General features: G+C 71.5%; 20 protein-coding genes. 8 read left to right on the top strand and 12 right to left on the bottom strand.

Features of this window, described 5'->3' with window-relative positions; all coding sequences use genetic code 11:
* Positions 1-63: 63 nt before the first annotated feature.
* The 3 genes from BLQ91_RS12370 to BLQ91_RS12360 are packed head-to-tail and all read right to left on the bottom strand — an operon-like array spanning position 64 to position 4088.
* Entirely contained in the window at positions 64-1410 is a 1347-nt protein-coding gene (locus BLQ91_RS12370) for a carboxyl transferase domain-containing protein (RefSeq protein WP_176959704.1), read from the bottom strand.
* Complete coding sequence (locus tag BLQ91_RS12365; RefSeq protein ID WP_090097221.1) at positions 1394-2800, bottom strand: acyl-CoA synthetase; 1407 nt, start codon at positions 2798-2800, stop codon at positions 1394-1396. The genes BLQ91_RS12370 and BLQ91_RS12365 overlap by 17 nt, the downstream gene beginning before the upstream one ends.
* 4 nt (positions 2801-2804) lie before the next feature.
* Positions 2805-4088 (bottom strand): SLC13 family permease, encoded by a 1284-nt coding sequence (locus tag BLQ91_RS12360; RefSeq protein ID WP_090096941.1) that lies wholly within the window; start codon positions 4086-4088, stop codon positions 2805-2807.
* A 132-nt stretch (positions 4089-4220) separates the two neighbouring features.
* Here BLQ91_RS12360 and BLQ91_RS12355 point away from each other — a divergent pair, with 132 nt between their 5' ends.
* Positions 4221-4922, top strand: a complete 702-nt coding sequence (locus BLQ91_RS12355; RefSeq protein WP_090096940.1) for a FadR/GntR family transcriptional regulator — start codon at positions 4221-4223, stop codon at positions 4920-4922.
* A gap of 61 nt (positions 4923-4983) precedes the next feature.
* On the opposite strand, the gene BLQ91_RS12350 is transcribed toward BLQ91_RS12355, so the two are convergent.
* A complete protein-coding gene (locus BLQ91_RS12350) occupies positions 4984-8004 on the bottom strand; it encodes a TIM-barrel domain-containing protein (protein WP_090096939.1) in 3021 nt (1006 codons plus the stop codon).
* Between the two features lie 227 nt (positions 8005-8231).
* Here BLQ91_RS12350 and BLQ91_RS41240 point away from each other — a divergent pair, with 227 nt between their 5' ends.
* Positions 8232-8390 carry a hypothetical protein gene (locus BLQ91_RS41240; RefSeq protein WP_176959703.1) on the top strand — a complete coding sequence of 53 codons (159 nt, stop codon included), beginning with the start codon at positions 8232-8234 and terminating at the stop codon, positions 8388-8390.
* Positions 8391-8456: 66 nt separating this feature from the next.
* Here the strand turns inward: BLQ91_RS41240 and BLQ91_RS12340 are convergent, their stop codons facing one another.
* Positions 8457-9002 (bottom strand): DUF1062 domain-containing protein, encoded by a 546-nt coding sequence (locus tag BLQ91_RS12340; RefSeq protein ID WP_090096937.1) that lies wholly within the window; start codon positions 9000-9002, stop codon positions 8457-8459.
* Positions 9003-9129: 127 nt separating this feature from the next.
* A complete protein-coding gene (locus tag BLQ91_RS12335) occupies positions 9130-11058 on the bottom strand; it encodes an FAD-dependent oxidoreductase (protein ID WP_245733363.1) in 1929 nt (642 codons plus the stop codon).
* 297 nt (positions 11059-11355) lie between these two features.
* Between BLQ91_RS12335 and BLQ91_RS12330 the strand changes: the two genes are divergently transcribed.
* Positions 11356-12897, top strand: a complete 1542-nt coding sequence (locus BLQ91_RS12330; protein WP_483810786.1) for a GMC oxidoreductase — start codon at positions 11356-11358, stop codon at positions 12895-12897.
* A 21-nt stretch (positions 12898-12918) separates the two neighbouring features.
* Here the strand turns inward: BLQ91_RS12330 and BLQ91_RS12325 are convergent, their stop codons facing one another.
* The 4 genes from BLQ91_RS12325 to BLQ91_RS12310 form a co-directional block, all read right to left on the bottom strand.
* A complete protein-coding gene (locus BLQ91_RS12325) occupies positions 12919-13398 on the bottom strand; it encodes a carboxymuconolactone decarboxylase family protein (protein ID WP_090096934.1) in 480 nt (159 codons plus the stop codon).
* Complete coding sequence (locus tag BLQ91_RS12320) at positions 13395-14489, bottom strand: NAD(P)H-dependent amine dehydrogenase family protein (protein ID WP_090096933.1); 1095 nt, start codon at positions 14487-14489, stop codon at positions 13395-13397. The genes BLQ91_RS12325 and BLQ91_RS12320 overlap by 4 nt, the downstream gene beginning before the upstream one ends.
* Positions 14490-14553: 64 nt before the next feature.
* Positions 14554-15744, bottom strand: coding sequence for a DNA polymerase IV (gene dinB, locus BLQ91_RS12315; RefSeq protein ID WP_090096932.1), 1191 nt, complete (start codon positions 15742-15744; stop codon positions 14554-14556).
* Between the two features lie 36 nt (positions 15745-15780).
* Positions 15781-16743, bottom strand: a complete 963-nt coding sequence (locus BLQ91_RS12310; protein ID WP_090096931.1) for a serine hydrolase domain-containing protein — start codon at positions 16741-16743, stop codon at positions 15781-15783.
* A 142-nt stretch (positions 16744-16885) separates the two neighbouring features.
* Between BLQ91_RS12310 and BLQ91_RS12305 the strand changes: the two genes are divergently transcribed.
* On the top strand, positions 16886-18445 hold the full coding sequence (locus BLQ91_RS12305) for an ArnT family glycosyltransferase (protein WP_245733362.1): 1560 nt from the start codon (positions 16886-16888) through the stop codon (positions 18443-18445).
* A gap of 169 nt (positions 18446-18614) precedes the next feature.
* On the opposite strand, the gene BLQ91_RS12300 is transcribed toward BLQ91_RS12305, so the two are convergent.
* A complete protein-coding gene (locus BLQ91_RS12300; RefSeq protein ID WP_090096930.1) occupies positions 18615-19274 on the bottom strand; it encodes a GntR family transcriptional regulator in 660 nt (219 codons plus the stop codon).
* A gap of 61 nt (positions 19275-19335) precedes the next feature.
* On the opposite strand from BLQ91_RS12300, the gene BLQ91_RS12295 reads away from it, so the two are divergent.
* From BLQ91_RS12295 to BLQ91_RS12280, 4 genes are read left to right on the top strand one after another with little or no spacing between them, the layout of a single operon-like run.
* The gene (locus tag BLQ91_RS12295) at positions 19336-20574 is read left to right on the top strand and encodes a sarcosine oxidase subunit beta family protein (protein ID WP_090096929.1); all 1239 of its coding nucleotides are present in this window, start codon (positions 19336-19338) and stop codon (positions 20572-20574) included.
* Between the two features lie 11 nt (positions 20575-20585).
* Complete coding sequence (locus BLQ91_RS12290) at positions 20586-20867, top strand: sarcosine oxidase subunit delta (protein WP_090096928.1); 282 nt, start codon at positions 20586-20588, stop codon at positions 20865-20867.
* Positions 20864-23704, top strand: a complete 2841-nt coding sequence (locus tag BLQ91_RS12285) for a 2Fe-2S iron-sulfur cluster-binding protein (protein ID WP_176959702.1) — start codon at positions 20864-20866, stop codon at positions 23702-23704. The genes BLQ91_RS12290 and BLQ91_RS12285 overlap by 4 nt, the downstream gene beginning before the upstream one ends.
* Positions 23694-24308: a sarcosine oxidase subunit gamma gene (locus BLQ91_RS12280; protein ID WP_218130247.1), complete on the top strand. Its 615-nt coding sequence runs from the start codon at positions 23694-23696 to the stop codon at positions 24306-24308. The genes BLQ91_RS12285 and BLQ91_RS12280 overlap by 11 nt, the downstream gene beginning before the upstream one ends.
* Here the strand turns inward: BLQ91_RS12280 and BLQ91_RS12275 are convergent.
* On the bottom strand, positions 24227-24931 hold the full coding sequence (locus BLQ91_RS12275; protein WP_090096925.1) for a class I SAM-dependent DNA methyltransferase: 705 nt from the start codon (positions 24929-24931) through the stop codon (positions 24227-24229). The genes BLQ91_RS12280 and BLQ91_RS12275 overlap by 82 nt on opposite strands.
* Positions 24932-24955 lie beyond the last annotated feature (24 nt).

Below are 24955 nucleotides of genomic sequence, written 5' to 3'. Positions count from 1 at the left end.
GGCCGGCGACGAGCAGGGGCACCCGGGGCGACTCCTCGCGATCTACGTCCCGCTGCAGGCCTTTCACATCGCCGTGGCCTGATCGGAGGGCCGGCCGGGCTGGACCACGCCGCGCGCGACCCCCAGTTCGACCAGGTCCTGCGGCCGCAGCCGCAGCTCGTCGGCCGTGCGCCGGGCCTGCGCGGGATCCCGTTTCAGGATCGCGGTCGCGAGCTCCGGTGAGATCACCGCGAAGTAGCTGTCCGGTGTCACCCACAGCCGGTCCGGCGCGGCGAACGCCAACGCGCCACCCGATCCGCCCTCGCCGATCAGCAGCGTCGTCACCGGCACGCGCGCGGACGCGACGGCCGTGAAGAGGTCGGCGATCGCGGCACCCACCCCCGCCTTCTCGGCCGCCTCGTCGTTGGCCGCACCGGGCGTGTCCACGAGTGTCAGCACCGGCACGCCGAGCCGGTCGGCGAGCCGGACCAGGCGCGCCGCCGTGCGGAACCCCGCCGGTCGCGTCGCCGTGCCGTCCTGCGCCGCGTACGCGAACGTCTCCCCGTCGCGGTGGCCGAACCCGCAGAACACCCCGGGGTCGACGCCGCCGGCGCGGTCGCCGCTGACCGGTTCGTGCCACTCGAAGTAGGACGCCAGGTAGGCCTTGGCGCGCGGACGGCCGAGCGTCCGGGCGCGCACCACCGCGTCCCATCCCGTCGTCGGCAGCAGGGCCTCGCCCAGCGCCACCGGTGGGGGAGCGGCGGCGCGGGCGGGCGTGGTGAGCAGCCGCAGCCACCGCCCCAGGCGGTCGCGCAGCTCCTCCCGCCGCACGAGCTGGTCGACCGACCCGGCCGCGAACTGCTGCGCCACCGTGTAGCCGGGCGGCCGCACCCGCGAGCCGGCGAACCCCACCTGGGCACCGCGCAGCCCCAGCACGACGTCCGCGCCCGCCCCGAGCGTCGCCCAGCCGCCGCCGGTCGTGGGGTCGCGCAGCACGGCGACGTGCGGGAGCCCGGCCTCGCGGGTCAGGGTGAGCTGGCGGGCGATCCCGGACAGCTGCAGCAACGCGAGCGTGCCCTCCTGCATGCGGCTGCCCCCGGTCGCGACCAGCGACACCACCGGCAGCCGCCGTTCGCGGGCGTGCGTGAAGGCCTGCTCGATCCGGGTGCCGGTCCGGGTTCCCAGCGAGCCGCCGAGGAACCCGAACTCGAACGCCACGACCACGGCGGTGACGCCACCGATGCCGGCGACCCCGCAGACGACCGACTCGCGTTCCCCGGTCGACCCGGCCGCACGGGCCAGCTGGTCGCCGTACCCCGGCCACCCGAGCGGTCCGTCCACTTCGGACGGAACCGGCTCGTCCGGCAGCTCGGTGAACGACGACGCCACGTCGCCGATCACCTCGCGGGCGGTCTCACGTCCCGAGGGCACGTTTCATCACCTTGCCCATGTCGTTGCGCGGCAACGACTCCACGAACCGCACCACGCGGGGGCGCTTGTGCGGGGTGAGCAACCGGGCCACGTGGCCGGCGAGCTCGTCGGCGGGCGGTGCCGCGCCCGCGGGCACGACCCAGGCGACGATCCGTTCGCCCAGGTCGTCGTCGGGCTCCCCGGTCACCGCCACCTCCTTCACCGACGGGTGCTCCAGCAGCGCGTTCTCGATCTCGCCCGCGCCGATCTTGTAGCCGCCGCTCTTGATGATGTCCGTGGCCTTGCGCCCGACGATGCGGAAGTAGCCGTCGGGGTCGCGCGTGCCGACGTCGCCGGTGCGGAACCAGCCGTCCGCGAACGCCTCCGCGGTGGCGTCGGGCCGGTTGAGGTACTCGGTGAAGAGGTTCGGGCCGCGTACCTGGATCTCGCCGATCGCGCCGGCGTCCTCCAGGGCCTGTCCGGCGTCGTCGACGAGCCGCACCCGCACGCCCGGCAGCGGCACCCCGACCGCTCCCGGCCGGCGGTCGCCGTCGGCGCGCACGCTGGTGTTCATCAACGTCTCGGTCATGCCGTAGCGCTCGACGACCCGCTGCCCGGTCGCCGCGGCGATCCGCTCGTGGTCGCGCACCGGCAGCGCCGCCGAGCCCGACACCAGCAGCCGCGCCCCGGCCAGGGCCCTGCCGAGTGCGGGGTTGCCGCCGACCTCCTCGGCGATGCGGTGGTACATCGTCGGGACGCCGAACATCATCGTGCCGTCGCCGTCGAGCGCCTTCGCGAGCTGCTCGGTGGAGAACTTGCCGAGGTGGTGCAGCGTCCCCCCGCGCCGCAACGGCCCGAGCACGCCGAGGATCAGGCCGTGCACGTGGAACAGCGGCAGCGCGTGCACCAGCACGTCGTCCGCGGTCCACTGCCACGCCTCCGCCACGGCGTCCAAAGTGGACACGATGGCGCGGCGCGGCAGCACGACACCCTTGGGGGAGCCGGTGGTGCCCGAGGTGTAGACGATCAGGGCCGGAGCCTCGTCACCGGGATCGGCGAACGTCCCCGAGGAGCCGCCGTCGAGCGTGACGTCCCGCCGCGGCACCGAGCTCAGGCCTTCGGGGAGGGTGACGCCGGGTGCCGCGAGCACGGCCGCGGGCGCGCTGTCCGCGACGATGTGCGCGAGTTCCCGTTCGCCGACCTTCGGGTTGAGCGGCACGGCCGGCACCCCGGCGAGCAGGGCCGCGACGACCGCGACGCACGTCTCGATCGTCGGTGTCGCCCAGACCGCCGCGCGGGGGAGCCCGGACAGCTGCTGTGCCAGGGCTCCCGCGCGGGCCGCGAGCTCGGAGTGGGTCAGGGCGCGGTCGCCGAAGCGGAGGGCGACGCGGTCGGACTGCGAGGCGAACATCAACTCACCAGATTCCCGGGACGACGAGGGCGAGCCACACCAGCGGCGGCGCCGCCGCGACCATGATCCCGCCGTAGACCATCAGCTGCTTGAAGAACCTGTCGCGGTCGACGTCCTGCGCACCGGCCAGCACGAGAGCGCCGTTGGTGGAGAACGGACTCACGTCGACCACCGTCGCCGACACCGCCAGCGCCGCGATCAGGCCGATCGCGCTGACCTCGCCCTGGAGCAGGAACGGCACCGCCAGCGGGATGAGCGCGCCCATGATGCCGACCGACGAGGCGAACGCGGAGACGATCGCGCCGATGTAGCAGATCAGCAGCGCCGCGAGCAGGGGAGCGCCGACGCCCGCGACCGAGTCGCCCGCCCACTTGATCGTGCCCATCGTCTGCAGCACGGCGACGTAGGTCAGGATGCCGCAGATCAGCAGCACGGTCGGCCAGGTGATCTGGGTGATCGCCTCCTTCGAGGTCTCCGGCCACACCACGCTGAGCAGGACGGCGACGGTGATCGCGGCGAGGCCGACGTCGAGGTCGAAGACGAGGGCGGCGACCACGAGCGCGGCCAGGCCGAGGAGGGTGGCGACGCGGGGCGCCGTCAGGGTGGTGCGCTCGTCGTCGCTCGCCTCGTCACCGCTGCTCCCGCCGCCGGTGCGGACCAGCGCGGGAGCGCCGAGGGGCTGGCGGGCGAGCTTCATGCCGCCGCACGCCACGAACACCACGACCGCGATCAGCAGGTTCACCACCAGGCTCGCCAGGAACAGCACGACCGGGCTGCCCGGCAGGCCCTCCTTGTCGACGATGCCGTTGACGATCGTGCCGTAGATGCTGATGGGGGAGAACCCGCCGGCCTGAGCGCCGTGCACGACCATCACGCCCATCAGCAGCGGGCTGATCCGGTACCTGGCCGCGAAGCCCATCGCGATCGGCGCCACGATGGCGACCGCCGCCGGGCTCACCGCGCCGATCGCGGTCAGCACACCGGTGATCGCGAACATCACCCACGGCATCAACGCGATCCGTCCGCCGACGAGCCGGATCGCCCTGTGCACCAACCAGTCCGTGGTGCCGTTGGCGCGGGCGATCGCGAACAGGAACGTGACCCCGACCAGCACGACGAACAGCGAACCGGGGAAGCCTTTGAAGATGTCGTCGGTCTTCATGTCCGCCACCAGCGTGCCGACCCCGAAGGCGGCGGCGAAGGCGAGCGCGCCCATGTTGATCGACCTGGTCGTGGCGATGACGAACACCACGACCAGCACGAGTGTCGAGATCAGTTCGGCGGACATGCGGGGCTCCCGTCGTTGGGGCTGTCCGATTCGGCACAGTGGCCAAGTGGCTGAGCCACTTTCCGCCCGCCCTCCACCGGCTGTCAAGAGCTGGTCTACTGGCTGATCCACTTGACCGGTTATCCTGGGGCGATGTCCGAGGCACTGCGGCCCGTGGTCAAATCGCGCCTGTACGAGCAGGTGCTCGAGCGCCTGCGGGCGTACGTGGGCGAGGCCGGCCTGAAGGCGGGGGACAGGCTCCCCGCCGAACGGGACCTGGCCGCGAGCCTCGGCGTCAGCCGAGCGTCGGTCAAGCAGGCGATCGTGGTGCTGGAGGTCCAGGGCCTGGTCGAGGCCCGCCACGGCGGTGGCACGTACCTGGTGCGCGACACCCTCGACGTCGAACCGGTCGAGCAGCTCGTCGAACGCCGCAAGCGCCTCCCCGAGGTGCTGGAGGCCCGCGAGGCCCTGGAGACCAAGCTCGCCGAACTGGCCGCCGAACGCCGCACGGAAGCCGAGCTGGAGACCATCCGGCTCGCCCTCGACTTCATGCGCGACGAGATCGCGGGCGGCGCGAACGGCGTGGAGGGCGACCGCCGCTTCCACGCCGCCGTCACCGCCGCCGCGCACAGCTCGCTGCTGGCCGACTTCATGAAGACGATCGCCCGGCAGATCACCGAGAGCCGCACCGAGTCGCTGCGCCAGCCGGGGCGCCCGTCCCGGTCGCTGGCGCAGCACACGGCGATCTACGAGGCCATCACCGCGGGTGACGCGAAGAAGGCCGCGGCGGCGATGCGCAAGCACGTGCGCACCGTGGCGAAGGTGCGGCTGCTGACGTGGGTGCCCGAGGACTGAGCCGCAGGCGCCGCGCCGGACGTGCCGCTCGCACGACACCCCGGCGCGGCACCCCGCACCGTCAGCGGAGCCGGATCACCACCTTCTGCTGCGCCGGCTTCCCGGCCGCCTTCACCGTGCGGGAGGTCCCGTCAGCCTCGTGCACCACGACCGTCCAGTCCCGTTGGGACACCTTGCCCGGGAACCAGCCCCGAGCCGGGTGCACGGTGACCGTGTCGCCGTCCTGCACGATCCGCGTCCGCGACGACAGCTTCCGCCCACCGTCCTCGTACAGCGTGAACTCACCCTTGGCGCCGGCCGTCACGTGCACGGTCAGCTCGTCGGCCGGGTTCTTCACGTCGTTGGCCACGTCCGAGGTGCGCTCCACCAGCATCCCGCCGGAGCGCAGGAACACCGGCATGGTGTCCCAGCCCGCGCTGACGGTCGCCCACGAGTTGCCCTGGTACACGCGGCCGGTGAAGTAGTCGGTCCACTGGCCGGGCGGGAACCACACGCGCGTCTCGCCCACGTCACCGGGCGTGGTGATCGGAGCGACCAGCACGTCGGAGCCGAGCATGAACTGGCTGTCCGCGGTGGAGTACGCCTCCGGGCTGCCGGGGTGCTCGAGCCAGGCGGGCCGCACCATCGGCACGCCGGTGCGGTTCGCCTCCTCGGCCAGCGTGTAGATGTACGGCACGAGGCGTTCGCGCAGGTTCAGGAACTTCGTCGCCGACGCCTGCGCGGCCGGGCCGTACTGCCACGGCAGCCGGTCGCCGTGGTTGCTGTGCAGGCGCGTGATCGGCTGGAACGCACCGAGCTGCACCCACCGCGCGTACATGTCGTCCGGCATCTTGGTGGTGTAGCGGACCTGCCCGTTGTCGAGGTAGGTCTCCGACCCGCGCAGGCCGGTGGTGTCGTTGTGACCGCCGATGTCGTGGCTGATGTTCGACATGCCCGTCGCCACGCCCTCGGCCGAGGTGTAGGCGATGGTGCCCTTCAGCACGCCCCACGTCGACGACGTGTCACCCGTGAAGTGCAGGGTGGTGCGCTTCTCCGCCCACGGACCGGTCTGCAGCGGGCCTGCGCCGCTGTACCCGCCCGCCTGCAGCGAACCGAAGCCGCGCGAGAACGCGAACGCTCCGATCTTCGAGTACTGCTCGTTGATCCACGTGTCCGGCGTGACGCCGCGCAACGACGAGCCCGAGCCGTCGCAGCACCAGTCGAGCCACCAGAAGTCGGTCGGCATCTTGCGGTGCAGCTCGAGGTAGGCCCGCAGCTGGTCCGGGTCGCCCCAGTCGAACACGTAGCAGTTCGCGCAGCTGCCCTTGGCGAGCTTGCCCTTCGCCGTGGCCTGGGCCTGCGCGAAGTCCGGGTCGTCGCCCTGGATGCTCGGGTGGATGTTCAGCGTGCTGTGCAGGCCCTCGCCGTGCGCCCAGTCGAGGAAGCCCTGCGGGTCGGGGAACTTCGAGGAGTCCATCCGCCAGCCGTTCCACAGGTTGTGCGCCTTGTAGTCGGTGTCGACCACGAGGACGTCCAGGGGAACGCCGTGCTGGCGGAACGCGGGCAGGATGCGGTCGCGGAAGTCGGCCGCGGTCCGGTCGATGTACTCGGAGTACCAGACGCCGTAGGCCCAGCGCGGCAACAGCTTCGACCCGCCGGTCAGCGCCGCCAGGTCGCCGAGCGCCGCCTTGTGGTTCTGGCCGTAGCCGAACAGGTAGCCGTCCTGGTACGGCTGCGCACCCCGGTCCGCGCGCGGGGTTCCGTTGCGCAGAGCGGAGATCGTGTCGTCCAGCAGGTACCAGCCGTCGCGGTGCGTCAGGCCCGGGTAGAGCTTGGGGTCGCCGTTGGTGCCGGTGTACCCGTCGAGCGAACGGCGGTAGCCGCCCAGCGCGACGTGCTGCGCCGTGCTGGCGAGACCGACGCTGTCGAGGTTGACGTGGCAGCCGGCGTCCGGGCACGTGAGGCTGAGGTCCGAGGTGCCCGCGGGCAACGCCACCTGAGCGGTCGCCGTGGCCCAGGTCGCCCAGTTCGCCGTGGTGGGCAACGTGACCGCCTGGCCGTTGAGGTGCACGGTCCGGGGCTCGTGCTTGCCGTCGCCGCCGGCACCGTTGGCGTAGCGCAGCACGACCGGGTGCGTGCCCGCGGCCGGGACGCTGGTGACGCGCTGGGTCAGGGTCGTGCCGCCGCGCAGTTCGGCGACGAAGCCGGTGCCCGCGAAGCCCGCGTGCTCGTCCGCGATGGTTGCCGGACCGCTGATCCGGCCGTTCTCCGCCTCGCAGGTGGTGCCGAAGCGGCAGTCGTCCACCGCCCGTTCGGCCGGGTAGGCCTGGCCGGCGGTGAGCAGGGCGAGGCTGTCAACGTTGACATTGCCCGAGTCGCCCGACCGCCGGGTCAGCGAGACGCGGTGCTCGCCGGCGGTCAGGTCGACCTCGAACTCCGCCTGCCGCCAGTCGCGCCAGTCCGTCGTGCGCGGCAGCGTGACCTGCCGGGCCGCCTGCCCGTCGACGCCGAGCCCGAGCGTGCGGTCCTCGTGCCGGCCGTCGCCGCCCTGGCCGTTCGCGTACTTCACGACGACCCGGTGCCGGCCCGCGGTGGCCGCGCGGACGGTGGCCGTGACCGAGTTGTTGGCGTAGGAGAAGCCCGCGACGAACCCGTAACCGGTGTGACCGGGGTGGTCGGCGGCCACGAGCATGCCCTCGCGCTGCTGGTCCTCGGCCTCGCAGAGCTGTCCGGTCGCACAGACCACCCGCCGCCACGGGGACGCGGTCGTGCCGGCCGTCTTGATCTCCAGGTTGTCCGCGCGGAACGGGCCGGAGCCCACGCGGTAGCGCACCGTCATGGCCGACGTGGTGATGACCAGCCAGCCGTTCTCGGTGCGCGAGGTGTACGGGGTTCGGGGGAAGGTGCGGTTTACAACGTTGTAAGTGGCCTGGTCCTCAAACCTGCGGTCGCCGGCGAACTCGCTGCGCACGAGGGTGGGGGAGAGGATCTGGAACCGGGCCTGACCCGAGGTGACCGTGCCGGTGGGCTGGGCGGTCGCCGGAGCGGGGAGGGCCAGTGTCACCAGAGCTAGTAGGGGGATGACGGTCGTGCGTTTCCGCATGGTGCTCCTCGTCTGACGCCGTCGGCTTCCGAGGTGTTCAAGCAGCTGAACCTTCCTCACCTTGGCGTGACCGTGTGGAGCGATCAAGACTCCACTTGGCCCACACCGGCCACCCGCGAACGGATCACCGGTTTGCCCTCTGCCCGTACGGGCACCACGTCGGTGACGTCAGGGAGCGGTGGCTGTACTCCGACGACCTGGTGCGACCCTGGCGGGACGCCCTGCACGTGGAAGATCCTCTGTTCGACGTGCACGCGCACCTGGGCACGGACGACCCGAGCGGGTTCTCGGCCACCGCGCCCCGGCTGCGGGAAGCCCTGGCCGCTGTGGACGCGCGCGGCCGTCTTCGCGCCCGCACCCCGGGGACGCCGCTGCCCCTCACCTGACGACGTGCGGCCGGTGCGGCGGCCCACCGGGCGTGGCCGCCGCACGGGCCGCGGTGACGGGACCGCTCAGCGCTTGAGCGTGAAGGTGAAGTCGCCGGAGACCCTGCCGCTCAACCGGACCGCCGACACCACCTTCCCGTCGGCGACGAGACGCCCGACCTCGGCGCGGGACAGACCGCACCCCTCCGCGATCAGCCGGACGGGCCGCACAGGGATCCGCGCCTCGAACCGCACCGCCACGTCCACCACCTCCTGGTCGAGGTCGGAGCCGGTCGTGTCGAGGCGCCAGGCGCCGTCCCAGTCGAGCGAGACGCGGTTGCGGTGCTGCAGGAGCGGGTCCTGCAGCAGCTCGGCGGTCAGGCCGGGATCGTTGTCGTGCAGGCGGTTCAGCAGCTCGGGACGCACCGAGCGGACGTGCGTCCGCTCGAAGATCGTGAGCTTGACCGTGTCCCCGCAGCCGGTGCAGAGCGCGAGCAGCCAGGCGTCGAGGACCTTGTGGTTGGCGTTGACGCGGAACTTGCCGCTCGCCCGGAAGCGGTCGGCCGCGCACACGTGGCAACGGCGGCGGACGAGAGGAAGGCAGGTGGGCACGACGGCCCAGGTGTTGAGCACAGGAGTACACCGTTCGGTGAGAAATCCGCAGCAAGGGGAGCGCGCTGCTCAGAGAGCGGCGCGCAACGAAGACCAGCGCTTGGGAAGACTCACGAGGTGTACAACGGCACGTCCCTGCCTCGGCGGCTCAGTCGAGCAGGAAGGTAGCGGCTCGCGGCGATGGCGCTCCATCCATTTTCGGCAGGGGTGCGGGACCGAGCACGGTCTCCAGTTGCTCCCACCGCGTCACGAGGTCCGCGAGCATCAGCATCATCACGTCGGGGAACGCGTACAGGAAGCTCTGGTAGCGGTAGTGGTCGAGGTAGAACACCACCACGTCGTCGCTCAGGGCCGTCGCCGACGTGGTGCGGGCGTTGAAGAACATGTCGTAGTGGCCGAGCAGCCCTCCACGGCCCAGGACCTCGCGTTCGTAGATGCCGCCGAAGTCGACCTCGACCGCGCCCCGCGCGACCAGGAACACCCCGTGCGCGGGCTCGTCCTCGTGGAAGAGCGCATCGCCCGCTGTGTAGGAGATCTCGTCGAACATCGACGCGAGCGTCTCCAGTTCGGAGTCGGCGAGTGAGGTGAACAGCCGCACGCCGTGGGGGTCGGCGCTCTGCCGCAGGCACGCCACCCGCTCGGTCAGCTCGTGTTCGGTGAGGTGGTTCATCCTCATCCGCACGAACCGCAGCATCCTGTCCGTGCCGCGCGACTGGGCGCGTGACCTCCCGGCGCTCGGCGGGGTGTAGAGCGCCGCGTCGCCGCTGATCCGCGCGGCTTCCCGGAGGCCGGACTCGTAGGCGCTGTGCACGCAGCCCCAGTGGTACGGGTTCGTGCCCTCGCCGGCGAAGAACAGCCCGTCACCGACCGGTTCCGCCAGAGCGGCGATGTCCTTGGACGACGAGCCCACGCCGATGCACGTGTACGAGCCCCGCGCGAACGGGTCCGCGGACCAGCTGGTGCGCGAGATCTGGTGCGGCGCCGGGACGTCGGGGCCGAAGAGGTCCTCGACGACGGACGTGGCGTAGGACGACACGTCCTCTGTGGACCAGGTCTCGGCCTCCCGGCCGAGGGAGGCGCCGAGCAGCATCACCAGGACCGGCTTGCCGTGCGACTTCCACATGCTGATGACGACGGTGGGGTAGCGGTCCGTGTCCCGGCAGAGGTAGCCGAAGACGTACTGTTCGGTGGGCCAGAACGGTTCGGCGTAGTGCAACGCGATCTTGTTGAGCGTGCCGAACCCGAGCCGGGCGATCGCGGTCCGCTTGGCCTCGGGCAGCGGCGGCACGAACTCCACCGCGTCCGCCTTCAGCACGCCGAGCGGCACCGTGACGAGCACCTTCTCCGCCTCGAACACACCGCGGTCCGTCGTCACCCTGCCGTTCTCGACACGGGTCACGACGTGTCCGAGCCGGATGTCGAGGTCGTGCGCCAGGGCGTCCACAACGGACTGGTAGCCGTGGTGCAGCGTGCTGTCGCCGTAGCCGTAGACGAGGTAGCCGTCCTCCCAGTGCTTCAGCGAGAGCTTGTCCGGGTCCTCCGCCGCGTCCTCGCGCAAGATCACGTTGAGGTGGTAGCGCACGGCCTGTTCGTCCTCCGCGCACAGGTCGCGCCCGGCGAGGACCTGCCGCACCGCCTCGCCCAGCGGTAGGTCCGGGTGGTCGTCCGCGCGGGCGACGGCCGCGCGGTGTGCCAGCTCGTGCAGCACCTCGTCGGCGAGTTCGAGGGTGCGGGTCTTGGAGCGGTGGTTCACCGCGCACCGGTCCGCGCCGAACAAGTCGAGGCTGTCGAAGCCGCCCGTGTAGGCGCTGTCCCCGCCTACGTAGCTGTGCGGGATGCCCAGCTCCTCGACGAGTTCGGTGATCGGGTTGCCGTCCGTGCCGTGGATCCAGTGCGCGCCGAGGTCGACCCCGTGCTCGTCGGTCCAGATCCGGCCGCCGACCCGGTCCCGCGCCTCCAGCACGGTGATCGCGTGGCCCCGTTCGCGCAGCGCACGCGCCGCCGTCAGACCGGCGATCCCCGCACCCACCACCACGACGCCGGGTATGGCGTCCTCACCTTCGGATATCTCGGGCATCGCTCGATTGTCGGGCGTCCACGCGTGTTCGGACATTCCCGGATCGTGTGGTCTCGCTGGGCAGTCCGCGTTGTCCGCGAGCGCTCGGGATCTCGGCGCCAAGACCCTCACCTGCGCTGCGCTCCCCGAGGGAACCGGAACCACCAGGTAGTGACTTGATCTACAACCGCAGGTATAACTTGTTCTCATGTAAACCAGAGTGAGGAAGATCACATGGCGCACACAATGACGTGTGACAACGGTTTGAAGGGTCCTTCACGACGATCGTTCATTACTGGAACAAGTTCTATTTTTGGCGTGGCTGCCCTCGGGGGCGTCGTGCCGGTGGCCCAAGCCGCGGCCTCGATCGCCGACGCGGCGGTCGTTCCCGCTCTCGTGATCGGCACCGGCTACGGCGGTTCCGTGGCAGCACTGCGCCTCGCCCAGGCCGGAGTCGACGTCCACATGGTCGAGATGGGCATGGCGTGGGACACCCCCGGCGCGGACGGCAAGGTCTTCGCCAACACCACCACACCGGACCAGCGCTCGTTCTGGTTGCGCACCAGGACGAAACAGCCGCTGAGCAACTTCCTCGGCTTCCCGATCGACAAGGCGATCCCGAGGTACACGGGAATCCTCGACGCCGAGGAGTTCACCGGCATCACCGTCTACCAGGGACGCGGTGTCGGAGGCGGCTCGCTCGTCAACGGCGGCATGGCCGTGACGCCCAGGCGGGAGAACTTCGCCGACGTCCTGCCGACCGTGAACCCCGACGAGATGTACGGCACCTACTACCCGCGCGCCAACGCCGAACTGGGGGTCGGACTGATCCGGCCGGAGTGGTTCGACACGACCAAGGCCTACCAGTACGCGCGGGTCGGCAGGAAGCACGCGCAGCGGTCGAACTTCCCGTACGTCTTCGTGCCCACCGTGTACGACTGGAACTACATGGAGCAGGAGGCCGCCGGGACGGTCCCGAAGTCCGCTCTCATCGGCGAGATCCTCTACGGCAACAACCACGGCAAGAAGTCGTTGCAGAAGTCGTACATCCCCAAGATCAGGGCGACCGGCCGCGTCACCATCTCGCCGCTGCACAGGGTCGTCGACGTCAGGCCCGCCACGGGCGGCTACCGGGTCACCGTCGAGCAGCTCGACACCACCGGTGACCCGATCGCGGTCAAGGAGGTGACCGCGGCGAAGGTGTTCTTCGCGGCGGGCAGCGTCGGCACGAGCAAGCTGCTGGTGAAGCTGAAGGCCACGGGTGCGCTGCCGAACCTGAACGGCGAGGTCGGCAGGGGCTGGGGCGACAACGGCAACGTCATGTGCGGCCGCGCCAACCACATGTGGGACCCGACCGGCGAGCTGCAGTCGTCGATCCCGACGCTCGGCATCGACAACTGGGCGGCGGGCGGCGCCTTCGCCGAGGTGGCGCCGCTGCCGACCGGGATCGAGACCTACGCGTCGTTCTACCTGTCCATCACGAGAACCCCGCACCGCGCCCGGTTCACCTGGAACGCCGCCGCGGGCAAGGTCGACCTCGACTGGCAGACGGCGTGGAAGAGCGTCTCGATCAACGCCGCCAAGACCATCTTCGACAAGATCAACTCAAAGGAGGGGACGATCTACCGGACCGACCTCTTCGGCGTCTACAAGATCTGGGGCGACCACCTCACGTACCACCCGCTCGGCGGCGCCGTGCTGAACAGGGCGACCGACAACCACGGGCGCCTGCACGGGTACCGGGGTCTGTACGTCGTGGACGGAGCGCTCATCCCCGGCTGCACCGTCGTGAACCCGTTCGTCACGATCACGGCGCTGGCCGAGAGGAACATCGAGAAGATCATCGCCACCGACTTCTGACGACCGGTCCTGTCCGGACGGTCAGAACTTCGGGAGCACGCACATCGCGTCGAGGCCGAACACCCGGTTCAGCCGGCCGAACACGAGCCACGCCCCGATGCTCATCGTCAGCTCCACGATCTCCACCTGGCTGTAGTGCCGGGTCATGCGCGACCAGAACTCGTCGTCGAGACCGTGGTGGTCCAGCGCGTACCGTTCGGCGTACTCCGCGGCCAGTCTCGCCCGGTCGTCGAAGGCGTCGGTGGTGCGCCACTGGGCCACCGCGTCGGCGAAGCCGTCCTCGACCTCGACGCCGTCGCGCTCGGTCCGCCAGCCGAGGCAGAACATGCAGCCGTTGATCTGCGCGATCCGCAGCCGCGCCGCCTCGAACTCGCGCAGGCCCAGCGTCGTGTGCTGGTACACGGCGAGGGAGAGGTTCGCGGCGGCGACGCCGATGCCGGGAACCAGCTCGCCCCACACGTACCCGATCGGGTCCTTGCCCTCGGGGATGTCGATGTTCACGGCTTGCCCCTTCCGAGCTTGTCCCTTCCGAGCTTGCCCGCGACGGGCCGCAACGGGACGTCGAGCGCGTCGTAGAGCCCGGGTTCCTGCCCGGCCAGCCAGTCGACGGCGTTGACGATGCGGCCGACCGCCGTGGCGTTGCCGCCCGCCGACCGGTTCTCGCCCTCGTCCACGGCCTCGACGGAGACCTCGATGCGCGGCCGGCCCTCGATGATCACCTTGTGCGCGCCGTCGCCGGACGGGGGCATCGGCCAGTCCGTCGCGCAGGAGGCGTGGATGCGCGTCACGTGCTCGATGACGATCAACGGCTCACCACCGACGATCCCCTGGACCTCGAACCGGATCGCGCCCTGCGTGCCCGCCTCGAACTCGCCCATGGACCGCGTAGTCACGGTCTCGTCGAGCGCGCGCCGGTCGACGGTCTCGCGGATCTCGTCGACCTCCGCGCCCAGCGCTCTCGCCATCAGCCGGATCTGCCCGCCCCACACCATGGTCGGCACGCCCGGCATGAGCATCGGTGCCGCGTAGTCGAGCGGCTGCCCGAACCCGATCAGCCACCGCACCGCGTCGGGCTGGTCGTAGGTGGAGTAGTCGAAGATCTCCTGGCACCGCACCGCGTCGACGGTGTGCCCGAGCCCGCTGACCATCAGCGGCAGCACGTCGTTGCCCCAGCCGGGGTCCACGCCGGAGACGAACAGCGACCCGCCGCCCGCCGCGATCGCCGCTAGAACCGGTTCTCGCATCTCGGGTGGCGCGCTGCGGTGGTCGTACAACGCGTAGAGCGACGGCGTGACGACGACCGCGCCCGCCCTGATGGCCTTCGTGATGTCGGCGAGCGCGTCGTCCGGCCTGATGTCGCCCGACGCCGCGTAGACGACGGCGCGCGGGCTGGTGGCCAGCACCGCGTCGATGTCGGTGGTGGCCGCGACTCCGAGCTCGTGGTCCAGTCCCGCGAGATCGCCCGCGTCCCGGCCCCGCTTCTCGGGGTTGTGGACGACCACGGCCGTCAGTTCCAGCCCCGGGTGGGCCTCGACGGCCCGGATGGCGGCGCGCCCGACGTTTCCCGTACCCCACACCACTGTGGCGATCATGCGGGTAGACTAACTAGAACACGTTTCAGTTTACAAGGGTCCATCAGACGTAAAGGCGCGGCGATCAGTCCGGCAGCAGTGGCACCGAGATCCCGGGGTCGCGCCCGATCGACGTCCCCCGCGTCACCGACCGGGACCCGAACCGGTCCCGCACGTGGTCCAGTGCCGCGTCCAGCGCCGCGGGCTTCCGCTCCTCGAACGGCAGCGCCATCTGCACCGGCGCGTCGTCCTCCAGGTTCGTGAGCGACACGCCCAGCAACGTGATGCCGCGGCTGGAGATCAACGGCATCGCGGCGTCGAGCAGCTGCCGGGCCGCCGCCAGCAGCACCTCGGTCTCCGTCGTCGGGTACCGCACGGTGTGCGACCGGGTCGCGCGGTCGAAGTCGCCGAAGCGCAGGCGCAGCACCACGGTCCGGCACGCCCGGTGGGCGGTGCGCAGGCGTCGCGCGATGCCGTCGACCAGCGAAGCGAGGATGGCGTCGAGGTCCTCCCGCGTGCGTTCCGCCGGGCCGAGCGCCCGTTGCGCGCCGACGGACCGGCGGCGCCGTCCTGCCTGGACCGGCCGCGGGTCCCTGTTGTGCGCCAGCGCGTGCAGGTGCCGGCCCGCGGCCCGGCCGAGCAGCGACACCAGCGCCTTCTCGTCGAACCCGGCGACCTCGCCGACCGTCCGGATGCCGAGGCCGCGCAGCTTGGCGGCCGTCACCTCGCCCACGCCCCACAGCCGTTCGACCGGCAGGGGGTGCAGGAAGTCGAGCTCGCGGTCGGCGGGCACGACCAGCAGGCCGTCCGGCTTCGCGACACCGCTCGCGACCTTGGCGAGGAACTTCGTCCGCGCCACCCCGACCGTGATCGGCAGGCCGACCCGCTCCAGCACGGCCGCCCGCAGGCGTGCGGCGATCACCTCCGGCGGGCCCGCGATCCGGTGCAGGCCGCCGACGTCGAGGAACGCCTCGTCGATCGACAGGCCCTCGACCAGCGGCGTCGTGTCGCGGAACACCTCGAAGACCGCCTTGCCGGCGGCGGAGTAGGCCGACATCCGCGGTGGCACGACGATCGCGTGCGGGCACAGCCGCCGCGCCCGAGCGCCGCCCATCGCGGTGCGGACGCCGAACGCCTTGGCCTCGTAGCTCGCGGCCAGGACCACCCCGCCGCCCACGATCACCGGACGACCGCGCAGGCTCGGGTCGTCCCGTTGCTCGACCGACGCGTAGAACGCGTCCAGGTCGGCGTGCAGGATCGGGGTGCTCACGAACACATGTTCGCATCCATCACCCGATCGGAACAGTGGTGGTCACATGATCGCGCGGGCGATCGGCCAGGCGCCGGGCGCGGTGTTCGACAGGACCGTCGTGGTCGTGCCGGTGTGCGGGTCGTGGGTGGACTTGAACGACTGACCGGCGTCGTACCCGGCGAGGAGCACGGTGTCGCCGGTCTGGTGCAGCCAGAAGCCGAGGCCGTAGCACAACGACTCCTCGGGAACGTCGTGGCGCGGCCGCACGGCCTCGTCCGCGTACCCGCTCGCGAACAGCGCGCGCCAGAACTTCGCCATGTCGCCCGCGGTGGTGTGGATGCCGCCGTCGCCGTTCGCGAGCACGGGGAGGTGGAAGACGTTGGTCCGGTCGACGCCGTCGAGGTAGCCCACCGCCGCGTCGCCCGGCAGCTCGTCCGACCGGAGGAACCCGGTCCTGGTCAGGCCGAACGGGTCGAGCACCCGGTCGCGGACGAGGTCGTGGTAGCCCCGGCCGGAGGCCCGTTCGGCGAGCAGCGCGAGGACCACGTAGCCGCCGTTGCAGTAGCCGAAGCGCTCACCGGCGCCGAACTTCGCGGGGTGCCCGTCGAGCAGCGGCAGGAACGCCTCGGTGGTCGTGAGCCGGTGCACGTCGCTGATGACGTAGTCGTCGGCCTCCCAGTCGCCCTCCTCGTCGAGGTAGTCGCCGATGCCGGACGTGTGCGTGAGCAGGTGCTCGACCGTGACGTCGCCGGCGATCAGCGGGAGGTCGTCGCCGAGCAGCGACCGGGCCGTCGTGCCGAGGGTGAGCACACCTTCCCGGACCAGCGACAGCACCGTGAGAGCGGTGAACCCCTTGCCGCCGCTGGCGATGCCGAACCGGGTGTCCACCGTGTTGGGCACGCGGTGGGCGCGGTGGGCGAACCCGTACGCCTTCTCGAACTCGACCTCGCCCGCGCGGTCGATCCGCACCACGCCGGAGAAGCCGGTGTCCCCGGCGATCCTGTCGATGTCCTCGCGCCCCATGGGCGCAGGCTAGACCCGGCGGGTGGTCGCGCCGAAGCGGATTTCCGCTCAGCCGGCAGCAACGGTCAGGCAACCGATCCCGCGGGCATCCCGTTTCGGACAGTGTCGGGTCAGTCGGCACTCGGGAAGGGGCCACCCGGTCTTGTCGCACGCCACGCTCCAGCGCGCCGCCGAGGTGCGGACCGGCTCATCACCGCCGCGGCGGTGGCCGTTCGCGCTGGCCGTCACCGCGCTGCTGGCCCAGATGGCGATCGCGATGGTCACGACGGCGGTGCGGCAGACCCCGACCGTCGACGAACCCGTTCACATCGGTGCCGCGGCCGTCTACCTCGAGCAGCACAGCCTGCGCTACAACCCCGAGCACCCGCCGCTGGGCAAGCTCGTCATGGCGACCGGGCTCGCGTTCGCCGGCCTGCGGCTCGACCCGGGCTTCTCCGGCGACCAGACCGAGCTCGGCCGGCACGTGCTCTACGAGCAGGGCAACGATCCGGGGGAGTTGCTGCTGCTGGCCAGGCTTCCGGTGATCGTGCTGACGCTGCTGTTCGGGCTGGTCGTCTTCCGGTTCGCCGCGGACATCTCGACCAGGACCGGCGGCCTGCTCGCGTTGGCGCTGTACGCGTTCTCCCCGGACGTCATCGCGCACGGCTCACTGGCCACAGTGGACCTCCCGGTGACCGGCTTCCTGCTGACGTCGGCCTGGCTGCTGTGGAGGGCACGCGGCAACCCGGCGCTGCACCTGCCGCTCGCCGGGCTCGCGCTCGGCGCCGCCGTGGCGACGAAGATGAACGCGTTGGCCGCCGTGGCGGTGCTGCTGGCACTCGCGGTCTGGCGGCACCGCGCCCAGGCCGCCTGGCTCGCGGTGGTCGCGCTCGCGGTCGTGTGGGCCTCCTACCTCGCCGTGGATCCGTTGCTGCGCTGGGAAAGCCCGCCGGACCTGCCGTCCGCGCCGGTCGGCTGGCTGCCGTTGCCGGAGCCGTACCTCGACGGGCTGCGCGCGCAGCTCGGGTTCGAGGACCGGGTGTGGGGCGGCTACTTGTTCGGCACCCACTACGAGGGCTCGCGCTGGTACTACCTGCCGGCCGCGTTGCTGGTGAAGACACCGGTCGGCGCGCTGCTCCTGTGGTGCGCCGGGGTCGTCGCGGTGCTCGAGGAGAAGCGCGAGGCGGCCCTGTACCTGCTGGCCCCGGCGGCGGTGTTGCTGGCGGTCGCCATGAGCGGGAACCGCGACCTCGGTGTGCGGTACGCGATCGCCGTGCCGGTCTTCCTCGCCGTGGCGGCCGCCGTGCTCGCGCACCGGCGCTGGGCCGTGCTCGCGGCCGCGCTGGTCGCCGTCAGTTCGGTGTGGACGTTCCCGTACTACCTGCCGTACTCCAACGAGGTGTTCGGCGGCCCGTCGAAGACCCACCTGCACCTGCACGACTCGAACGTCGACTGGGGTCAGGACCTGGGCAGGCTCGCGGAACGGCTGAAGCGCTACCCGGGCGAGCGGTTGTGGCTCGTGTACAAGGGCGCCGGCGTGCCCGAGCACTACGGCGTCCACGCCGCCGACCCGCGCGAGGTCGAGCCCGACGACGTGCACGGACTGCTCGTGGTGTCGAACACCGCCATCGCCAAAGCGGGCGACCGCCTCCGCGCGTTGCTCGACACCAGCGCGCCGATCGACTCGGTCGGGCACTCCATCACGATCTTCCGCAGGCCCTGACCGCGGGAAAGTTCCGCACCCCCACGGATGCGGACCCCGATCGTCCCGCACCGGGAGTCCTCCGGCAGTGATCGCAGCGAACCGGAAGATCGCCGTCGCGCTGTCCCCGTCGCCCCGGACCGCAGAGCCGCCGGCCGAGGACGTCGCCCGGCGGTACTCGGCCGTCGGCTCAGATCAGCGCGCGGATGGCGCGTTCGAACCCGATCACGTGCTCGGCGGAGAGCTCGGACGCCTTCTCGGCGTCCCCTTCGACGATCGCGGTGAGCAGCGGCACGTGCTCGTCGACGTGGCCCGCCATCCCGGACAGCCGCGGCAGGAACAGGCACCAGATGCGGGTGGCCAGGTTGTCGTAGGAGACCAGGGTGTCTTCGAGGAACGGGTTGTGCACGCACCGGTAGATGGCGCGGTGGACGCCCACGTCGGCGCGCAGGAGCTCGGTGTTGTCACCACGGGGCGTCGCCGTGTCGAGCCGCGAGCGCAGGTCGGTGAGGGAGGCCCTGTCCTCGGCCGTGGCGCGCTCGGCCGCGGCTGCCGCGGCGAGGGGTTCCAGCGTCCTGCGCACCTCGGAGATGTGCGAGAGGTCGGAGATGTTCACGTCGGTGGCGAACGTGCCGCGGCGCGGGAAGGCGACGACGAGCCGTTCCTGCTCGAGCCTCTTCAGGGCCTCGCGGATCGGGGTGCGGCCGACGCCGAGCTCGGTGCGCAGCCTCTCCTCGTTGATGGGCTCGCCCGGCCTGATCTCCAGCATCACCAGGCGGTCCCGCAGGACGGCGTAGGCCTGCTCCGTCAGGGTTGCCGAGGCGGGCTCGTCGTTGACCCGTGCGTTCATGTGTCCTACGGTAACGCACAAACTGATATACCAGTGTTCGACCACGCTGGAGGCGTCGCGCATGAGCAGCTCGGCCCAGCCGCCCGGAGCGCACCTGCCGGAACACCCCGACTTCCTGTGGGACGACACGGAACCCAAGGCCTCCTACGACGTCGTGGTCGTCGGTGGCGGCGGTCACGGTCTCGCCACCGCCTACTACCTCGCCAAGGTCCACGGCATCACGAACGTCGCCGTGCTCGAGAAGGGCTGGCTCGCGGGCGGCAACATGGCCCGCAACACCACGATCATCCGGTCGAACTACCTGTGGGACGAGAGCTCCGGCATCTACGAGCACTCGCTCAAGCTGTGGGAGGGCCTGGAGGACGACCTCGGCTACCCGGTCCTGTTCGACCAGCGCGGGGTGCTGAACCTGGCGCACAGCCTCCAGGACGTGCGGGACGGCGTCCGGCGGGTCAACGCCAACCGGCTCAACGGCATCGACGCGGAGTGGCTGGACCCGGCCGGGGTCGAGGAGATCTGCCCGATCGTCAACACCTCGCCCGACGTCCGCCACCCGGTGCTCGGCGCGACCTACCAGCCGCGCGCGGGCATCGCGAAGCACGACCACGTGGCCTGGGGCTACGCGCGGGCCGCGCACGCGATGGGTGTCGACCTGGTCCAGGACTGCGAGGTCACCGGGCTGGAGACCGCGGGCGGCCGGATCAGCGCGGTGCGGACCTCCCGCGGGCGGATCCTGGCGGGCAAGGTCGCGCTGTGCGCGGCCGGGCACAGCTCGGTGCTCGCGAAGATGGCCGGCCTGAGGCTGCCGCTGGCCTCACACCCGTTGCAGGCGCTGGTGTCCGAGCTCCTCGAACCCGTCCACCCGACCGTCGTGATGTCGAACGCCGTGCACGTCTACGTCTCCCAGGCGCACAAGGGAGAGCTCGTCATGGGAGCCGGCATCGACAGCTACAACGGCTACGGCCAAAGAGGTTCGTTCCACGTCATCGAGCAGCAGATGTCGGCGGCGCTGGAGCTGTTCCCGGTCTTCGCGCGGGCACACCTGCTGCGCACGTGGGCGGGCATCGTCGACGTCAGCCCGGACGCCTCGCCGATCGTGGGGCTGACTCCGGTCGCGGGCCTGTACCTGAACTGCGGCTGGGGAACCGGTGGCTTCAAGGCCACGCCGGGTGTAGGCCACTGCTTCGCGCACACGGTCGCGAACGACGAGCCGCACCCGTTCAACGCGCCGTTCACCCTCGAGCGCTTCACCACGGGCGCTCTCGTCGACGAGCACGGCGCCGCCGCCGTGGCCCACTAGGAGCGCTGACGATGCAGCTCATCCCGTGCCCGTGGTGCGGTCCGCGCGAGGAAGCTGAGTTCCACTACGGCGGCCAGGCCCACGTCGCGTACCCCGAGGACCCCTCGGCGCTGACCGACGAGGAATGGGCGCGGTACCTGTTCTTCCGCGACAACCCGAGCGGCCCGTTCGCCGAGCGCTGGAGCCACAGCGCCGGGTGCCGGCGGTGGTTCAACGCCGTGCGCGACACCCGCACCCACGACCTGCTCGCCGTGTACCGCGTCGGCGAGCCGATGCCCGAGGTGACCCCGTGACCTTCCGCACGCCCACCGGTGGCTCGATCGACCGGAACACCCTGCTGCGCTTCACCTTCGACGGCCGCGCCTACACCGGGCACCCCGGTGACACGCTCGCGTCGGCGTTGCTCGCCCACGGCGTGCACGAGATCGGGCGCAGTGTGAAGCTCGGCCGCCCGCGCGGTGTCGTCGCGGCGGGCTCCGAGGACCCGACCTCGCTCGTGCAGGTGGAGACGCCGTTCTCCGAACCCATGCTGCTCGCCACGACCGTGGAGCTGTACGACGGCCTGGAGGCCCGCGGACTGTCCGGTCAGGGACGTCTGTCCACCGAACCGGACCCGGCGCGCTACGACGCGAAGCACGAGCACTGCGACGTGCTGGTGGTCGGCGCCGGGCCCGCCGGTCTGGTCGCGGCCCTGACCGCCGCCCGCAGCGGTGCGCGGGTGGTGCTGGCCGACGAGCAGAACCGGGCCGGTGGCGCACTGCTGGGCGTGGACGAGTACCTGGACGACCGGCCGTCCGCCGAGTGGGTCGCGGACGTCGTCGCGGAGTTGAAGAGCACGCCCGGTGTGCTCGTGCTGGAGCGCACCACCGCGTTCGGCATGTACCAGGACGGGTTCGTGCTCGCGTTGCAGAAGCGGACGGACCACCTCGGCTTCGCGGCACCGGCGACGGCGGCACGGCAGCGGGTCTGGCGGATCCGCACCAGGCGGACCGTGCTCGCCACCGGTGCCCACGAACGTCCGGTGGTCTTCGCCGGCAACGACCGGCCGGGGATCATGCTGGCCTCGTCCGCGCGCACGTTCCTGCACCGCTACGGCGTGCTGCCGGGCTCGCGGGCGGTCGTGTTCACCACCAACGACAGCGCGTACTGCGCGGCCATCGACCTCGCCGAGTCCGGAGTGGACATCGCCCTGGTCGTCGACGCCCGCCCGGAGGCGCCCGCGCGGCTGGCGGCGGAGTGCGCGGCGCGGGGTGTCGAGGTCCGCGCCGGGCACGTCGTGACCGGGACCGGGGGCGCGGGACGGGTGACCGGCGCGCACGTCGCCCCGCTCGGCGGAGCACCCGGGTACCCGGACTCCGTCGTGTGCGACACCGTGCTGGTGTCGGGCGGCTGGAACCCCGTGGTGGGCCTGTTCAGCCAGGCGCGCGGCAGACTGCGCTACGACGCCGGGCTCGGTGCCTTCGTGCCGGGTGAGGAGCTGCCCTCCGTGGCAGTGGCGGGAGCGGCGACCGGTGAGCTGGACCTGACCGCCTGTGCGCGGCAGGGACGGAACGCCGGAGCCGCTGCCGCCGCGGCGGCCGGGTTCCCCTCCGGTGGCCAGGTCGCGCTGCCCGTCTCCGACTCGCGGTGCACCGCGCGGTCCGGTCTGGTGCTGTGGCGGGTGCCGGGTGACGAGGCCACGAGCTTCGTCGACCTGCAGCGGGACGCCACGGTCTCGGACGTGCTGCGGGCGACCGGGACGGGTTTGCGGTCGTTGGAGCACATCAAGCGCTACACCACCATCGGCACCGCGCACGACCAGGGCAAGACGTCCGGCATGATCGCGGCGGGCATCGTCGCCGAGGCGTTGGGCGTGGAGCTCGCCGAACAGCGGCCCACGACGTTCCGCCCGCCCTTCACCCCGGTGTCGTTCGCGGCGCTGGCCGGACGTGACCGCGGCGAGCTGCACGACCCCGTCCGCGTCACGGCGCTCCACCCGTGGCACGTGGCCCGCGGCGCGCTGTTCGAGGACGTCGGCCAGTGGAAGCGGCCCCGGTACTACCCGGAGGACGGCGAAGACCTGCACGCGGCCGTGCTGCGGGAGTGCAAGGCCACGCGCCAGAGCGTCGGCATGATGGACGGCTCCACCCTGGGCAAGATCGACGTGCAGGGCGCCGACGCCGGCGAGTTCCTCGACATGCTCTACACGAACGTGATGAGCACGCTGAAGGTCGGCAGGATCCGCTACGGCGTGATGTGCGGCCTCGACGGGATGGTGATGGACGACGGCACGGTCATCCGCGTCGCCGAACAGCGGTACGTCGTCACCACGACGACGGGCAACGCCGCCAAGGTCCTCGACTGGATGGAGGAGTGGCTGCAGACGGAGTGGCCGCACCTCGACGTGCACTGCACCTCGGTCACCGAGCACTGGGCCACGATCCCGTTGGTGGGTCCCAGGTCCCGGGACGTGCTCGCCGCCGTGGCCCCCGGGCTGGACGTGTCGAACGAGGCCTTCGAGTTCATGACCTGGCGCGACACCGCGGTCGCCGGTGTGCCGGCGCGGGTGTGCCGGATCAGCTTCTCCGGCGAGCTGGCCTACGAGATCAACGTGACCGCCTGGCACGGCATCGCCGTGTGGGAGGCGTTGATGGCGGCGGGGGAGGAGTACGGGATCACGCCGTACGGCACCGAGACCATGCACGTGCTGCGCGCCGAGAAGGGCTACCCGATCATCGGGCAGGAGACCGACGCGACGGTCACGCCGCAGGATCTCGGAATGGCGTGGGCCGTGTCGAAGAAAAAGGCCGACTTCATCGGCAAGCGGTCGTTCGCCCGTGCCGAGAACAACCGGCCGGACCGCAAGCAGCTCGTCGGCCTGCTGCCCGTCGACCCCTCGGTGCTGCTGCCGGAGGGGTCGCAGGTCGTGGAGACGGACCGGGTGCCGCAACCTCCGGTGCGGATGCTCGGCCACGTCACGTCCAGCTACCCCAGCGCCGCCCTGGGCCGCACCTTCGCGCTGGCGCTGGTGCGCTCGGGCCGCGAACGCATCGGCGAGACGGTGTACGTGCCCGTGGAGGACTCGCTGGTACCGGTCACGGTCACCGAATCCGTCCTGTACGACAAGGAAGGTGCCCGCCGTGACGGCTGACCCGACCAGCCCCCTGCACGCCTGGACCGACGGGCTGGCGGCGCTCGCCCCCGTGCTGGCCGTGGCGGAGCGGCCGTTCCGCTCGCAGCTCACGGTGCGCGTGTCCGACCCGGAGGCCATCGCGGCGGCGGGTTCGGCACTCGGTGTGCCGTTCCCTTCCACTCCTTGCACGTTCACGACGGGCTCCGGGCCGTTCGGGGACGTCGAGGTGCTCTGGCTCGGGCCGGGCGAGTTCCTCGTCGTGGCCGGGCCCGGCCTGCAGATCGCGATCGAGGAGGTGGTGCGTGACGCGCTCGGGACCGCGAGAGGGTCCGTGGTGGACACTTCGGCTCAGCGCACGACGGTGGTCCTCGAAGGGCCGCTCGTCCGGGACGTGCTGGCTCACGGATGTTCCGTGGACCTGCACCCGTCTTCGGCTCCCGCCGGCACTTGCGTGCAGACGCTGCTCGCGCGGACGGGAATCGTCCTGCAGGTGACCGGTGAGGACGCCTTCACCGTCCTGGTGCGCTCGTCGTTCGCCGGCTACCTCGCGGCCTGGATCTGCGACGCGTGCGTCGAGTACCTGGCGGCGGAGGTGACAGCTCCCGGCACCGTCGGCGCCTGAGCCTTGCGCACCAGGAGCTGGGCCTGCAGGAACCGCTCGCCCTCGATCGGCGGGCGCACCATCCGCCCGACCTCCGTGAACCCGGCCTCGCCCAGCACCTCCGCCAGGCCACCCGGTGACCACCGGTAGGCGGTGGTCACCCTGTGGTCGAACGCCCGGGGACCGGCGTCGTCCCCGGCGAAGAACCCGAGCAGCAGGTGACCGCCGGGCGCCAGCACGCGGTGGAACTCCGCGAAGACCGCCGGGACCTCGGAAGGCGGCGTGTGGATGACCGAGTAGGACGCCAGAATGCCGCCCAACGCGCCGTCGGCGAGGTCCAGGGCAGTCATCGTCCCCTCGTCGAACCGCAGGTCCGGGTGCGCCTGGCGGGCGAGGGCGATCATCGCGGGGGAGAGGTCGAGACCGAAGACGTCGAGGCCGAGCGAGGCCAGGTGCGCGGTGAGGTGTCCGGGGCCGCAGCCGAGGTCGGCGACCGGGTGGCCCGCGCTCCGGCAGACCTCGGCGAACGCCGCCAGCACCGCGCGGTCGAGCGGACGGGTGTCGAGCACGTCGCCGAACAGCTCGGCGTAGAGGGACGCCACGGCGTCGTAAGAGGTCCTGGTGGCTTCGAGCGGATCGGTCACGGCGGAACCTTAATGCCCGGTGGT

Origin of the sequence: Lentzea jiangxiensis (genome assembly GCF_900104175.1) — a bacterium.
In the GTDB taxonomy this organism is placed as follows: Bacteria; Actinomycetota; Actinomycetes; order Mycobacteriales; family Pseudonocardiaceae; genus Lentzea; species Lentzea jiangxiensis.
Note: the sequence above shows the minus strand (reverse complement) of the source record. Positions and strands in the feature narration are given on the sequence as shown.